Origin of the sequence: Bradyrhizobium sp. WSM1743 (genome assembly GCF_000473065.1) — a bacterium.
Classification (GTDB): Bacteria; Pseudomonadota; Alphaproteobacteria; order Rhizobiales; family Xanthobacteraceae; genus Bradyrhizobium.
Genome location: NZ_AXAZ01000017.1, coordinates 1 through 14,576, shown reverse-complemented (window position 1 = coordinate 14,576; position 14,576 = coordinate 1). Strand labels below are relative to the sequence as shown.

The 14,576-nt window shown below is 64.1% G+C and carries 12 protein-coding genes and 1 tRNA gene; 1 reads left to right on the top strand and 12 read right to left on the bottom strand.

All coding sequences use genetic code 11. The features are described 5' to 3' along the window. Positions 1–197 precede the first annotated feature (197 nt). Together YU9_RS0113700 and lipA are read right to left on the bottom strand one after the other, a co-directional pair. Positions 198–680 carry a type II toxin-antitoxin system RatA family toxin gene (locus tag YU9_RS0113700; RefSeq protein ID WP_027573355.1) on the bottom strand — a complete coding sequence of 161 codons (483 nt, stop codon included), beginning with the start codon at positions 678–680 and terminating at the stop codon, positions 198–200. 6 nt (positions 681–686) lie between these two features. Continuing rightward, positions 687–1,643 carry a lipoyl synthase gene (lipA, locus tag YU9_RS0113695; RefSeq protein WP_027573354.1) on the bottom strand — a complete coding sequence of 319 codons (957 nt, stop codon included), beginning with the start codon at positions 1,641–1,643 and terminating at the stop codon, positions 687–689. A gap of 130 nt (positions 1,644–1,773) precedes the next feature. Here lipA and YU9_RS0113690 point away from each other — a divergent pair, with 130 nt between their 5' ends. Next, the gene (locus YU9_RS0113690) at positions 1,774–2,376 is read left to right on the top strand and encodes a DNA-3-methyladenine glycosylase (RefSeq protein WP_027573353.1); all 603 of its coding nucleotides are present in this window, start codon (positions 1,774–1,776) and stop codon (positions 2,374–2,376) included. A 110-nt stretch (positions 2,377–2,486) separates the two neighbouring features. On the opposite strand, the gene YU9_RS0113685 is transcribed toward YU9_RS0113690, so the two are convergent. The 10 genes from YU9_RS0113685 to YU9_RS0113640 form a co-directional block, all read right to left on the bottom strand. Beyond that, positions 2,487–5,363, bottom strand: a complete 2,877-nt coding sequence (locus YU9_RS0113685; RefSeq protein ID WP_027573352.1) for a valine--tRNA ligase — start codon at positions 5,361–5,363, stop codon at positions 2,487–2,489. Positions 5,364–5,488: 125 nt separating this feature from the next. Further along, the gene (locus tag YU9_RS0113680) at positions 5,489–6,253 is read right to left on the bottom strand and encodes a PopZ family protein (protein WP_027573351.1); all 765 of its coding nucleotides are present in this window, start codon (positions 6,251–6,253) and stop codon (positions 5,489–5,491) included. Positions 6,254–6,553: 300 nt separating this feature from the next. Further along, on the bottom strand, positions 6,554–7,939 hold the full coding sequence (locus tag YU9_RS0113675) for a TolC family outer membrane protein (protein WP_027573350.1): 1,386 nt from the start codon (positions 7,937–7,939) through the stop codon (positions 6,554–6,556). 206 nt (positions 7,940–8,145) lie between these two features. After that, on the bottom strand, positions 8,146–8,808 hold the full coding sequence (locus tag YU9_RS0113670) for a protein-L-isoaspartate O-methyltransferase (RefSeq protein ID WP_027573349.1): 663 nt from the start codon (positions 8,806–8,808) through the stop codon (positions 8,146–8,148). A gap of 140 nt (positions 8,809–8,948) precedes the next feature. After that, the gene (locus tag YU9_RS0113665; protein ID WP_027573348.1) at positions 8,949–9,128 is read right to left on the bottom strand and encodes a hypothetical protein; all 180 of its coding nucleotides are present in this window, start codon (positions 9,126–9,128) and stop codon (positions 8,949–8,951) included. 211 nt (positions 9,129–9,339) lie between these two features. Next, a tRNA-Asn gene (locus YU9_RS0113660) sits at positions 9,340–9,414 on the bottom strand. A gap of 138 nt (positions 9,415–9,552) precedes the next feature. Beyond that, positions 9,553–9,921 (bottom strand): hypothetical protein, encoded by a 369-nt coding sequence (locus YU9_RS0113655; RefSeq protein ID WP_027573347.1) that lies wholly within the window; start codon positions 9,919–9,921, stop codon positions 9,553–9,555. A gap of 207 nt (positions 9,922–10,128) precedes the next feature. Then, positions 10,129–11,823 carry a flotillin family protein gene (locus YU9_RS0113650; RefSeq protein WP_027573346.1) on the bottom strand — a complete coding sequence of 565 codons (1,695 nt, stop codon included), beginning with the start codon at positions 11,821–11,823 and terminating at the stop codon, positions 10,129–10,131. Positions 11,824–11,854: 31 nt separating this feature from the next. Continuing rightward, complete coding sequence (locus tag YU9_RS0113645) at positions 11,855–12,520, bottom strand: OB-fold-containig protein (protein ID WP_027573345.1); 666 nt, start codon at positions 12,518–12,520, stop codon at positions 11,855–11,857. A gap of 10 nt (positions 12,521–12,530) precedes the next feature. Further along, entirely contained in the window at positions 12,531–13,694 is a 1,164-nt protein-coding gene (locus YU9_RS0113640; RefSeq protein ID WP_027573344.1) for a PspA/IM30 family protein, read from the bottom strand. Positions 13,695–14,576: the final 882 nt, after the last annotated feature.

Genomic DNA, 14,576 nt, shown 5'->3' with positions numbered 1-14,576 from the left:
CCGATGCGAAATGATCCCGGTAGATGTTTGATGGGGAACACGGTACGACGGCGGATTGAGAGGGCGCGCCGGCCTCTCCATCGTCATTGCGAACGCAGCGAAGCAAATCCAGACTCTTTCCGCAGAGGGATTCTGGATTGCTTCGTCGCAAGGGCTCCTCGCGATGACGGCGGAGAGAGCGTGCCCGGCCGCAACAGCTATGTCGGCGCCAGCTTCGGCCGCCCGTAGATCGCATCCGCCCGCTTCTCGAAAGCGGTGGAAAACCGCGCGAATGCAGCGTCGAACATCGAGCCCATCAGCATCGCCAGCATGCGGCTCTTGAATTCGTAGGCGAGGAAGAAGCCGACGTCGCAGACGTCTTTGCCGTCTTGCTGGCCCTTGGGCTCGAACGTCCAGCGGTTTTCCAGATTGCTGAAAGGGCCTTGCAGATATTCGACCAGGATTTTCAGATTGGCGCGGTCGAGCGTCACCCGGCTGGTGAAGGACTCCTTGACCAGCTTGAACGACACCGTCATGTCGGCGATCAGCACCTCAGTGCCGTCGGGCTTTGCCATGCGCTGACGCACCTTCAGCGCGCTGCACAGCGGTACGAATTCCGGGTAGCGCTCGACATCGGCGACCAGGTCGAACATCTCGGACGCGCTGTGGTTGACGCGGTGCTTGCTCGAAACTCGATGCATGATACGTCAGCGGGCGTGAGCTGCCCGCGCAGCCTTCAGTCTCGCGAAATCCTCGCCGGCATGATGCGACGAGCGGGTGAGCGGGCTCGCCGACACCATCAGGAATCCCTTGGTGTAGGCGATCTTTTCATAGGACGAGAACTCGTCGGGCGGCACGTAGCGCATCACCGCGTGATGCTTGCGGGTCGGCTGCAGATATTGGCCGATGGTCAGGAAGTCGACGTCGGCCGAGCGCAGATCGTCCATCACCTGCTGCACCTCGTGGCGCTCCTCGCCGAGCCCGACCATGATGCCGGACTTGGTGAAGATGGTGGGATCGAGCTCCTTGACCCGCTGCAACAGCCGGATCGAGTGGAAGTAGCGCGCGCCGGGCCGTACCGTGAGATAGCGCGACGGCACGGTCTCGAGATTGTGGTTGAATACGTCCGGCTTCGCCGCGACGACGACTTCAAGCGCGCCCTCCTTGCGCAGGAAGTCCGGCGTCAGGATCTCGATCGTGGTCGAAGGGCACGCGGCCCGGATCGCGCGGATCGTCTCTGCGAAATGCTCGGCACCTCCGTCAGTGAGGTCGTCGCGGTCGACGGAGGTGATGACGACGTGGGCAAGGCCCAGCTTGGCGGTCGCCTCGGCGACGTGCTGCGGCTCGCCCGCATCCAGCGCATTCGGCAGTCCGGTCTTGACGTTGCAGAAGGCGCAGGCCCGGGTGCAGGTGTCACCCATGATCATGAAGGTCGCGTGCTTCTTGTCCCAGCACTCGCCGATATTCGGGCAGCCCGCCTCCTCGCACACCGTGTGCAGACCGTTGGACCTTACGATGTTGCGGGTGTCGGCATAGCCGCGGGTATTCGGCGCGCGCACGCGGATCCAGTCCGGCTTCGGCGGCGAAGCGGAGTCAGGCCGGTTCACCTTTTCGGGGTGGCGCGGGCGCAGCGGATTCGAGATGGTATCGACAATAACGACCATGGGGTGTCCGGTCTGTTCAGGTCCTACCTAGTCGGTCTGGGCAAGCATCGCAACCCGGCTCGCACCGCTTCAGGGAACATGGCAGATATGGGCAATATCCTGCTCCGTTCTCAGGCGATTCTCTCCTCGAATGGCTCCAATCTCAAAGACCTCATCCCCACGGCTTGGCAAGCAGCTGAAGCGGACCTTTTTCGGACGCAGCGTCCACGAGGTCGCGCCCGACCTGATCGGCGCCACCATGCTCGTCGAGGGCGTCGGCGGGATCATCGTCGAGGTCGAGGCCTATCACCATACCGACCCGGCCGCACACTCCTATCGCGGGCCGACGCCGCGGAACCAGGTGATGTTCGGCCCGCCTGGCTTTGCTTATGTGTATCGCTCCTACGGCATCCACTGGTGCGTGAACTTCGTCTGCGAGGAGGAAGGCTCGGCCAGCGCCGTGCTGATCCGCGCGCTGGAGCCGACGCATGGCTTGGCTGCGATGCGCCGACGCCGGCATCTGCAGGACGTGCACACACTATGCTCGGGCCCGGGCAAGCTGACCGAGGCGCTTGGTATCACTATCGCGCACAACGCGCTGCCGCTGGACCGCCCGCCGATCGCGCTGCATGCGCGGACGGAGGATGTGGAGATCTCAGCCGGCATCCGCATCGGCATCACCAAGGCGGCCGAGCTGCCCTGGCGCTATGGCGTCAAGGGCTCGAAGTATTTGAGCAAGCCGTTTCCTCGCTAATGGTCATTCCGGGGCGGCTCGAAGAGCCGAACTACGGTGCGCAATTGCGCACCGGAGAATCTCGAGATTCCGGGTCGGGTCCTTCGGACCATCCCGGAATGACAACGAGATCACGACGCCTGCTTCAGCCGCTCGAGCGCCTCGAGCAGCTTGGCCTTGCGCGCCAGCGCGGCTTCGCGCTTTTCGCGCTCCTCCTCGACGACCTCCTCGGCCGCGTTGGCGACGAACTTCTCGTTCGCGAGCTTGGATTCGGCGCGCTTGATGTCGGCGTCGGCCTTGCCGATCTCCTTGTCGAGGCGCGTGCGCTCGGCGGCGACGTCGATCACACCCTTGAGCGGCAGCGCAGCCACCTCGCCGCGCACCAGCAGCTGAACCGCACCGTCAGGCGCGCGGTCGGCGAAGGAGATATCCGACAGCCGCGCCATGCGCTTGATGACATCGGTCCAGCGCGGCGCGCGCTCCCTGGTCTCGGCCGAGGCGCCCGCCAGCACCAGCGCCGTCAGCGTCGCCGGCGAGATGTTCATCTCGGCGCGCACCGAGCGGATCTGGGTGATGAGGTCGATCACCCAGCCGATCTCGGCTTCTGCCTTGGGATCAGTGAAATCGGCATGGTCGAAGATCGGCATGACCAGCGCCGGCGAGATCAGGGGATCAGCCGGCCCGGCGGCTGCGGCGAGCATCGCGAGTTGCTCCGGCGAAGGCTGAGTCGGCTTCAGCGGCCACGGCGCCAATGCGAGCAGGCCGTCGCGCTTGGCCGTCACTTCCCACAGCTCCTCGGTGATGAAGGGCATGAAGGGGTGCAGCAGCTTGAGGATCTCGTCGCGCGCCCAGGCCACCATGGCGCGGGTCTCGTCCTTGGCAGGGCTGTCTGGGCCGAGCAGCACCGGCTTTGCGAGCTCGACATACCAGTCGCAATAGACGTTCCAGACGAAGCGATAGATGCTGCCTGCAGCATCGTTGAAGCGATAGGCTTCGATTGCCTCGGTCACCTCACGCGTGGTGTGCGCGCTTTCATGCGCGATCCAGCGGTTCAGTGTCTCCTTCGCGTTCGCCGGCTCGAATCCTTCAGGCACGGCGCAATGGTTCATCTCGGCGAAGCGACACGCGTTCCAGAGCTTTGTCGCAAAGTTGCGATAGCCCTCGACGCGGCTGGTGGCGAGCTTGATGTCGCGGCCCTGCGCCGCCATCGCGGCCAGCGTGAAGCGCAGCGCGTCCGCCCCGTATTCGTCGATCAGATGCAAGGGATCAATGACGTTGCCCTTCGACTTCGACATCTTGGCGCCTTTCTCGTCGCGGACGAGGGCGTGGATGTAGACGGTCGAGAACGGCACCTCTTTCATGAAGTGCAGGCCCATCATCATCATGCGGGCGACCCAGAAGAAGATGATGTCGAAGCCGGTCACCAGCGCATTGGTCGGATAGTAGCGCTGCACCTCGGGCGTATCGTCGGGCCAGCCGAGCGTCGAGAACGGCCACAGCGCCGACGAGAACCAGGTATCGAGCACGTCCTCGTCGCGGGTGATGAAGCCTTCGCGCTTGTTGCGGTCGAGCGCCATCTCGCGGCCCTGCTCGACCGTGATGACCTCCTGCTCGACGTAATAGCCGAGCGCGTGGCTGACGGCCTCCTCCTCGGTCTCGGCGACGAATACCTTGCCGTCAGGACCGTACCAGGCCGGGATCTGATGACCCCACCAGAGCTGGCGCGAGATGCACCAGGGCTGGATGTTCTCCATCCAGTCGAAATAGGTCTTTTCCCAGTTCTTCGGCACGAATGTCGTTTCGCCCGAACGCACCGCCGCGATCGCTGGCTTAGCCAGCGTCTTGGCGTCGACATACCACTGGTCGGTCAGATACGGCTCGATCACCGTGCCGGAACGGTCACCATGCGGCACCGTGTGCGTGTGCGGCTCGATCCGCTCGACGAAGCCGAACGATTCCAATCGCTCGACGATGCGCTTGCGCGCCACGAAACGGTCGACCTTGTGGAACTCCTCGGCGAATTGCGCGGCGCCTTCGGGGAGGTCGCGCAGATAGTCCTCGTTGCCGAGGAGATCGAGACAACCCTCCCTATCGAGCACGCTGATCCGGCGCAGCCCGTGACGGTTGCCGACCTCGAAGTCGTTGAAGTCGTGCGCCGGCGTCACCTTCACCGCGCCCGAGCCCTTCTCCGGATCGGAATAGTCGTCGGCGACGATCTGGATCTTGCGGCCGACCAGCGGCAGGACGACGTTCTTGCCGATCAGCTTCTGATAGCGCTCATCCTCGGGATGCACGGCCACGCCGGTATCGCCGAGCATGGTTTCGGGGCGCGTGGTGGCGACGACGATGAAGCTCGAGGGATCCTCGGGGCTGAAGGTCTTGCCCTCGACCGGATAGCGCAGATACCAGAGGCTGCCCTTGACCTCGGTCTGCTGCACTTCGAGATCGGAGATCGCGGTCAGGAGCTTGGTGTCCCAATTCACCAGCCGCTTGTCCTTATAGATCAGGCCCTCGCGGTGCAGCTCGACGAACACCCTGACGACGGCCTTCGACAGGCCCTCGTCCATGGTAAAGCGCTCGCGCGACCAGTCGCAGGAGGCACCGAGGCGCTTGAGCTGGTTGATGATGGTGTCGCCGCTCTCGGCCTTCCACTGCCAGACCCGCTCGAGAAACTTCTCGCGGCCCATTTCGCGGCGACCTGGCTGCTGGCGCTCCATCAGCTGCCGCTCGACCACCATCTGAGTAGCGATGCCGGCATGGTCGGTGCCGGGCTGCCACAGCACGTCGCGGCCACGCATGCGCTCGAACCGGCAGAGAATGTCCTGCAGGGTATTGTTGAGGGCGTGACCCATGTGCAGCGAGCCCGTCACGTTCGGCGGCGGGATCACGATGGTGAACGGCACCGCGTCGCGACGGTCGGGACGGCCGGCCTTGAAGGCAAGGCTGTCCTCCCACACGACGGACATGCGGGTTTCGATATCGGCGGGCTGGTAATTTTTCTCGATCATGGGGGTGCTAGAAAGCCGCGCGCGCGGTCCAAGTCAACGGGAAGCTCAACGACAGGCACTCCGGCCTGGGTCGCAGGCCGAATACGACGCAGGAGCAGGGCTTTATCGGGGCCGTACGGCCCTTCTTAACGGCCGCCGCGCGAGACCCGCTCGATTTCGGCCTTCACGATGCGTTCAACGAGGCCCGGCAGGTTGTCGTCGAGCCAGGACTTCAGCATCGGCCGCAGCATCTCCTTGACCAGGTCCTCCAACGTCCGTGCATTGCTGCTGAGCACCGTATGGGCCAGGGAGTTGAAGGCGGATTCGACTGCGGAGACCGTCGATTGCGCGAGGATCGGCTGCTGCGGCGGCAACGGCGGGGCGTCAAAGTCTACCGGCGCGTAGGGGTGCGACGTAGGACGTGGTGGCGGCGATTCGGTGAATTCCAGATCGTCGCGCGGCTCGACCTTGCGGAAGCTCGGCGGCGGCGGAGGTGGTGTCGGATCCACCGCCATCTCGTCCGTCAGTTCGAGCACGTCGGGCTCTGGCTCTGGCTCGGGAGCGCGGGCCTCGGGCGAAGGCGTGGCCGCGTCTAACCCCGCCAGCAGCGCGTCGATATCGTCCTGGCTGTTGGACGCGTCCGCCGCAGGCGCGGGTGGCGGCGGTGCCGGAGCAGGAGCCGGCTTCGCAGCCGGAGGTGACGCGGGCTTCTCGGCGGCTGGTTTGGGCGGTGCGACCTTGGATGGCGGAATGTCGTTCATCGGCTTCGGCGACGCGGCGGGCGCCGCAGCCTTCTCGGGCTTGGCGGCCTCGGCCGGCGGCGGCTTTGCCTCATCGTCGGCAATGATGCGCCGGATCGAGGCCAGAATCTCCTCCATCGAGGGTTCTGTGACCTTTGCAGGCTGCGTCATCTCCGACTCCACATCATCAACGCCCTCGCATGCGTTGTTTTACACCAAGCACGACAGGATTGGCCGGTTCCGGACGGGAGGCCCGTGATTTTCGTCGCGGCAGCCCGACTTGTCCCCAGATCACGGCTCAACGTGCAACGGTGCGCCCCTGCCCCCGGCACTCAAGCGATACGCACACGACAACGCGGGGCGAATCGACCCGCATCATCTTGGCAAGGCTATGTCAGGGATTTTGATGATTGCAAGCAAAGCGCCGGTCGACCTCGGCTGTTCGCGAGGCCGACCGGATGAGAACGGGAATCAGCGCCCGTCGGGCGTGCGCACGCCGGCCCAGCTGTCGCGGACCTGATGGTAGTGAACGCTGGCGTCGTAGGTTGTGGTCGGCAAGCCAAGGACCTGCGGCGATAGACGGCCTACGGCACTCAGCACGGAATAGGATGCAACCACGCGATCATGTTGTGCGGTGACGAGTGCGACACGCGCGTTCACCAGCGCCTGCTGCGCGTTGAGCACGTCGAGCGTGGTGCGCTGGCCAGCCTTGGCCTCTTCACGGACGCCGTTCAGCGCGATCTCCGAGGCCGCGACCTGTGCCTGTGCGGACTGCACTTGCGCCTTGCTGGCCTGCAACTGGCCCCACGTCTGCACCACCGTGGCACGAGCCTGATCGCGGGTCGTCTCCAGATTGAGGCGCTGCTGCGCAAGGTTCTCCTTGGACTGACGAATCAGCGCGTATTCGGCACCACCCTGATAGATCGGAGCCGAGAGCTGCGCGACCGCAGAGGCGCCGAACGAGCGGTATTGGATCAGGGACTGCTCGAAGGCTTGGGTGACCGATGCTTGCAGGGTGACCGTCGGCAGCAGCGCGCCTTCGTTGATCTTCACCTGAAGATGATTGACGTCGATACCGTACATGCCCGCCGTGACGTTGGGGTTCTCGACGAGGGCAAGCTCGATTGCAGCTGCAAGCGTCGGAGGCAGGAACCGATCGACAGGCGAGCCCGGCGCGAGGTTCGTCGGCTCGTTACCGATGATGCGCCGGAAGTTCGCCCGCGTCGTGGTCAGATTTGCTTCGGCAGTGAGCGCCTGCGTCTTGCCGGCAGCCAGTTGCGCCTCCGATTGCGCGACGTCAGTGCGGGTCACTTCACCGACGTTGAAGCGGTCACGGGTCTGCTTCAGCGTCTGCTCGAGCACGCGTACGTTGCTACGCTGGACTTCCAGCGTGGCGGCGTCGCGCAGATAATCCATGTATGTCGTCGCGGCCTGGAGCAGCACGCTCTGATCAAGCACACGCAACCCCTCGCGGGCTCCGGAGACCTGGCTCTCGGCGGCGCGCGTCCGGTTGGCAGTCTGATTGCCATTGTACAATGTCTGGGAGGCGGTCAGTCCCACACTGCGGGGAATGCCCGTACCGTTGACGGGGTCGCTGGTGGTGCTGCTCTTGAAGTCCGAGTACTGGTAACCAGCGCTCGCGGTCAGCGAAACCCTCGGGCGATAGCCCGACAAGGCCTGAGGCACGTTTTCGTCAGTCGAGCGCACCTGGGCACGCTGCGCGTTAAGCTGCGGATTGTTCTGATAGGCGCGCACCAGCGCGGCTTCGATGGTATCCGCCAAGGCAGGCGTCGGCCCGGCCAGCGCCAGCAGCAGGACCGAAACCGCAGCTCCGGTGAAGAGCTTCACCCCATGCATCCCTGAAATTCCGTTCATTCTAACGCCCGGCTCGTGCCCGCGAGCTGGGTTACCGTCTACCGAGTGGAGTCGTTGCCCCGCCGCAACATAGGACGCGGATTGGCGCGACGGAACTACCTCAAGGTAGTTCTCAGTGGAAACTCTTCACGTGCAGCATCCCGGCCACACTTCTGATTCAGAACGGGATTTGGGCGGCTTTTAGGCCGTCAGAAGACGAAGGCAGCCGCCCGTTCCAGCCCGGGAAGGACCGGGGCTGCGGCATCGAACAGCGCCCGATGGCCGAATTCGCCGTGGGTACGGGTCACGATCGTGGCGCGCGGCGGCTTGGATTTGGCCAACACACCCACCAGACGCCCGCCCTCCTTCAGCTGCCCGAGCAGAGCTTCCGGCATCACCTCGGCCGCACCGTTGAGGACGATCACGTCATAGGGAGCGGCAGACGGTTCCCCGTCGGGGCAGGCCGCCGCCTTGCAGGTGACATTGGCAAGCCCCAGGGCGGCGAAGGCGTCCCTGGCCTTCGCGGCCAAAGCCGAATCGCATTCGGTCGCGGTGACCTGCCGCGCGAGCTTGGCGGTCAGCGCGGCGAGGTAGCCCGTGGCGCAGCCGACGATCAGCACGTTGTCGCCCTCGCGGATTTCGGCGGCCTGAAGCAGCTTGCCAGTCAGCTGCGGCTTGATCAGGAACCGCTTGGCGGCGCCTTCGCTCACGTCGAGGTCCAGGTCGAGGTAAGCCAATGCCTGCCGGCCGGCCGGCACGAAGGCCTCGCGCGGAACCGTGAGCATGGCGTCGAGAATACGGCGGTCGGTGACGTCATTGGTGCGCACCTGGCCATCGACCATTTTTTGGCGCGCGGTCGAAAAACCGGACATTTGCGGACCCTGCAATGCGGACGATGCCGCGGAGGAAATTCGCGGCATCTTTGAAGCATGCTCAGTCAAAACGCAACATGGCCGTCGGCCTCGAGCGACCACGGCTTCCGCAACTCCGCAATAGAGGGGCCCGATCAGCCTTATTCGATCGCCACCGCGAGGCGGCCGATCAGAGCGGCGACCTCGTCCAGCCGTGCCGAATCCGGCGTCTCGACCGCCCGCGCCAGACAGGCGAGGCATTCGTCATCGCTGAGCTCAGGAATGCCGGCCGGCAGAATCGAGGGGGCCACCCGAGAATGGTCGACCTGGATCTCTGGCATGGGAATCAGCTCCGTAAATGTCCGGCGCTACCATGCTCGGTTTGAATTGAGTCGATTTGGCGCCGCCCGCATGGCGCGACCGCGCCCGCCCACACATCTGTTTGAGATCGATTCCACGCTGGATCGTGGATGCAGGCTTCAAAGATCACGACAAGAAGATCGCACGTCGCACGAGGATGCGGGCGCAAATCCTTGAATTGTCGGCAAGATTTGGCTCCCCGGGCTGGATTCGAACCAGCGACCATCCGATTAACAGTCGGATGCTCTACCGCTGAGCTACCGAGGAAAAGGCGAACCGTTCGTTCGCGCGCGGCTGCGTATAACAAAGCCGCTTGCGCTTGCAAAGGACGAATTCGTCATCATCCGCAACGCGCCGCAAGGAAGGGCCTGGAATGGCCCCTCCTCCGGCCAGGTCAGCCAAACATCATTCTGCGAGAAACGAGGTGGTCTTGGTGCCGGAATCATAGCGCAGGCGGAGCGCGGTGAACTTGCAGAGGTTGACGTTTTTCCACAGCACCGCCTCGTCGTAGTTCTGCCAGTCGACGCGGATGTTCCAGACGCAGCCTTCGTCGTCATCATCGAACTCGACATAGGTGCTGGCCTGGTTCTGCAACACCTTGTCGAGCTCGTTCTCCCATTCGTCCAGACCATCATCCGGCGCGTTGAAGCCCAGGAATTTGATGGCATAGCCGGTCTCGTTGACGACAGTGACGTTGCGGGCATCAGCCGCGAACGACGGCGCGGCGGCGATCGAAACGCCGATGGCGATCAGTCCAGACAGAAAATGCTTCATTGAAAATCCTCCGATCGAAACAGGCTCCAGCGCCTGGCCTCGATCGGCGCAGGCGCCACGGCAACCAATGTTGTTGCCTCGAAAGCGTCGACCGGAGTGCAGTCGACGGGTTCACCATCGACCACCACTCCGGAACGTTGCGCGACGCGAGACGCGCAACGTTCCTGCTTTTATCGGTTCGAATTCTCCGCAGCAATGAACGGGCATTCATAGATCGGCGGCGTTTGTCTTCTCCGGCACTGGCGCCGGCACGGCCGCGCCGTTGCTCTTGCCCGTCACTGCGCCGACCAGCGCCTTGACGGGATCGTCGCCCGGCGCAAAGCCGCTCTGGCGCAGGATCTCGTCGATCATCGGACGCAGCGCATGCACCTTGAGGAGCTCGCCAGCGAGACCTTCGCCGAAGCCCACATTGCCTGCGCCGGCGCCGTTGCCGCCGAACGCGCCGCCGGTGTGTAGGATGCGGACATCCTTGAGGTTGGCGATCGGCTTCACCATCTCGGCCAGTGCCGAGGGCATGGTCTCGATCCGCTTCTTGGCGATCTCGAAATCGATCACGTTGCTGCCGAGCTTGTTCTGCGCCTCGTTCTTCATGGTGATGACGGCAGCTTCCGCCTCGCCGATGTTCCTGACGCCGACCGCCTTGATCTTGTTGGACTCCGCTTCCGCGGTGGCCAGCGTCTTGGTGGCCTCGGCGCGATCGAGCGCGGCCTTCTTTTCGGCTTCGGCCGCGACGATCACCTCGGTCGATTTGCGTTCGGCCTCTGTGCGTGCGGCCAGCACCTGGGTGAGACGGGCACGATCGGCGACCTCGACCGCGCGTGCAGTCACGACCTTTTCTTCGGCCGACACGGCGAGCGCTTCGGCGGCCTTGGCCTCGGCGACGGCTTCCGAGGTCTGTTTGCTCTTCGCCGCGATCTGGATCTCGTTTTCCTGGGTCGCGATTTGGATCTCGCGCTGGGCATCGGTCTTGCGTTTGTTGATGGCCAGATCCGACTCGATCACCGCGGTTTCCTTGACCTGCTTGGCGCCGGCCTCCTTCTCGGCAACCGCCCTGTCGGTGTCGATGCGGGCATTCTCCTCGGTCAGGCGCGCGGTTTGCGTCGCGGTTGCGACCTCGGCGCGGGTGCTCGCGGTCTTGTTGGCGATGTCGCGCTCCTGGGACAGCTCGGCCTCTTTCTTGGTGCGTTCGATGGTCAGGGTCTGCTGCCGCGCCTCGAGGTCCTTCTGCGCGATCGCGACCTCGTTGTCGCGCACGATGGCGTTGCGGTCGCGGCGGCGGGTCTCGGTGATGGTCTTTAGTTGGGTGAGACCTTCGGCGTCGAAGAAGTTTTCCGGGTTGAAGAACTTGACGTCGGTCTGGTCGAGCTTCGTCAGGGACACCGATTCCAGCTCGAGGCCGTTCGACTTGACGTCGGACTCGACCGTCGACTGCACGTGCTTGACGAAATCCGAGCGCTTCTCCTGGAGTTCCAGGATGGTCATGGTCGCAGCGACCGAGCGCAAGCCGTCGACGAATTTCGCCTCGACCTGGTTCCGCAGCGCCTCGGCATCGTTGGTCAGCGCGCCCAGCGTCTGGCTCGCGAGCGCGATGCTTTCCTCGTCGGGACGGACACGGACGTAGAACTCGGCAACGATGTCGACGCGCAGGCGGTCCTTGGTGATGAGGGATTCCCGCTCCTTGCGCTCGACGGTGAGCCGCAGCGTCTTCAGATTGACGCTGGCGTAGGAGTGGAAGATCGGCAGGATCATGGCGCCGCCGTCAAGCACGACCTTCTTGCCGCCAAGGCCGGTGCGCACAAAGGCCTCGTCGCGGGTGGCGCGCTTGTAGAGAATGGTGAAGACGATCCCCAGGACGACGATCAGCGCGACGCCGATCATGGCCGGGACTGCGATGTCGAACATGACTTTCTCCAATGAATGACTTGCTAACTGCTTAGAGGTGACCTGTTAGAGGTGGCTTGGACGGCTTGAGTTCATCGTCGGCCTTCACCGCGACGAAGCGCGTGCCATCGCGGTCGACCAGGAGCACCATGGTTCCCTGCGGCAAAGGTCCCGATGACGGCGCCGCGACCGCCGAGACGAAATGGCGGTTGCCATGGACATCGGCGACGCTGACGCGGCCGGGCGGGCCCTGGTCGAGCGGGCCGATCACGACCTCCCCGATGCGCCCGACGAGGTCCCCCAAGCCGACGACATAGCTTTCGTCCTTAGGAATGACCCGCGCGATGGCTCTGCTTGCGGCGCGGACCAGCGGAACCGAGACCATGACCGCCCCGGTCGAAGCGATCGTCGCCGGCAAGGGACCCGCAACCATTCGCGCGATGTCCTGGATCAGGAAGCCGGTGATGGAGAAGGCGCCGAGCAGCAGCAGCAGGAAGATCAAGAGCGGCACGCCGCCGACATTGATCCAGGAGATGGCGTTGATCACGCCATTGTCGCTGGGATGAGCGAAATCGATGTTGGTGCCAAGCATCTCGCTCAAGGAGGCCCCGACCAGCATCGAAATCACCTCGACCGAGCCGACGATGACGATCATGGCCGCCGCGATCGCGAACGGCCTGACCTCCGGCGCCATGACGTGTTCGAGCAGAGTGCTCATGACACGGCACTCAGGAGCGCGACTTCAACCGCGCGAGCCTCGCCGCAATTTCCTTGTCGCGATGGAGCGCGCTGAGCTCGTCGATGTCGCTCGAATAGGGGATGCCGGGGGGCACCCCGGTGGCGCGTGCCACTGCCCTGCCCGCCCGCAGCGCCTTCGCCGCCGCAGACGCGCCGCCCTGCTTCCGCGGTGACGTTGCGGCTTGATGGCTCGCAGCACTCTCGCTCTTTTCCAGATCGGCGCGGCGCTGCTCAGCATCCTGGAGTGCCGACAGCACCGCGCGCAGCGAGGTGACGCATTGCTCGATCTTCTCGTTGTTCTCGTCGATGGCGCGGGAGAGCACCTCGAACTGCGCCTCCAGATCCATTTGCCGCGCGATGCCCGCGCGCGCGAGATCGTCGCGGCTGTCAGCGATCGCACCCTCGATCTTGGGTGCTAGATCGGCCATCTCGCGTTCGATCTCGGTGCGGCGGGCGTTGAGGCGATATTCCTCGGCACGCGCAGCGGCGAGCGCGTCACGCGCCTCGCTCTCGGCACGCTCGATCTCACGGATGGCCTGACCGACCACCTTCAGCTTGTTCTTGCCTTCCGCCTGCTCGATCGCGTCATAGGCGATCCCGGCGATCAGGCGCCCGACCCGGGACAGGAAATTGTCGGGAGCGGCAGCAATGGTATCCATGGCGTTCTCCTCCTCTGGCAGGCTGTTCGGCGTGACGCCGTAGTGAACTTCAAGACCGTCGTCGGTGCGGATGAGGCGCGCGGGCACGCTCTGCCCCCAGCCTTCGGCATAGCCGGCGTAGTCGAACGGCACGCTGAACCGCCCTTGCACGGTCGCGATCGAAATGGTGGCGGGCCCCTTGATCTTGGCGAGCTTGTCGTCGAGCGGCAGGCGGCGCCCTTGCGCGGCGCGATACTCGGCGCGGTCGCGCAGGCCCAGCGTCACCAGCCGCGAGGGCAGCGCGGTCTCCTTCCGGATCGGATCATAGGCATGGGCATGGAGCAGGACGACGTTGGAACCCACATTGTGGGCCCGCGCCACCTCGTCGAGGATCTCCATCATGCGGTCATAAGCCCTAAACGTCGCCTCGATGGCGGCCTTGGCGGCCGGGTCAGGGGCAAGCCTGTAACGCAGCGCGAACGGAGCGTTTTTGGGCGACGGGGTCATGAAAAGCACTAAAGCACCATTTTGGTACTTTAGAAAGAGGAAGCTCGATCACGTTCCACTGATCCCTGTGCACTCTGTCGGTTAGTCGCTGCCGGCGTGCGGCCCGTTCAAGGCCTGCGATCACCCCTAACTCACGGCCGATCAAGACTTCTTGCACGCCCGAGTTGCAATTTGAGATGAAATGCGGGGAGTGTTTGGCAATCCGTGACCGGGCCCCGCCACTCTCATGTCCCGGACAAGCTGCAACGCCAAAGGCGTTGCGGCGCAGAGCCGGGACCAAGAAAGTCGCACAGAACGCTGTGGGATGGGCCCCGGCTCTGCAGCGCACCGCTCGCTGGACGATGCTTCGCATGGCCAGCGAAGCGCTGCGCTGCGTCCGGGGCACGAGACTGAGCTTGATACGCACCTCTCACTCCTCGTCATTGCGAGCGCAGCGAAGCAATCCAGAATCCCTCCACAGCAAGAGTCTGGATTGCTTCGCTGCGCTCGCAATGACGGAGCAAGTAGAAACGCTGTTCTCCGCTAACTCGCATCTCACTCGCAGACACGGCTCCGCATCCTCGCGGCTCATTTCGCCCGAGTTTTGATTCATCACCCCCAATGTCAGAGGGCGCAGGGAAGACCGCATAGGCGTTAAGGTAGCGCGAGCATCGATTGATACGGACGTTTTCGAGGAGGCTCGCGCAGGTGCCGCCCAAGCGCTCGCTTTCTGCGGCGGAAGCAACGGATGGTTGGTTGTGGAATGATCGCTTGTAGCAAGGATGCAACGAGTTGTTGCAAAACACGCCAAGCGCCAGGTGCCGTCAGGCGGCCTGCATCCAGCGGGGAGAGTCCTCGAAGTCGCGGGCAAGCGGCTCGAGCAGCAGGATGATCAAGAGGTGTGCCAGCAAG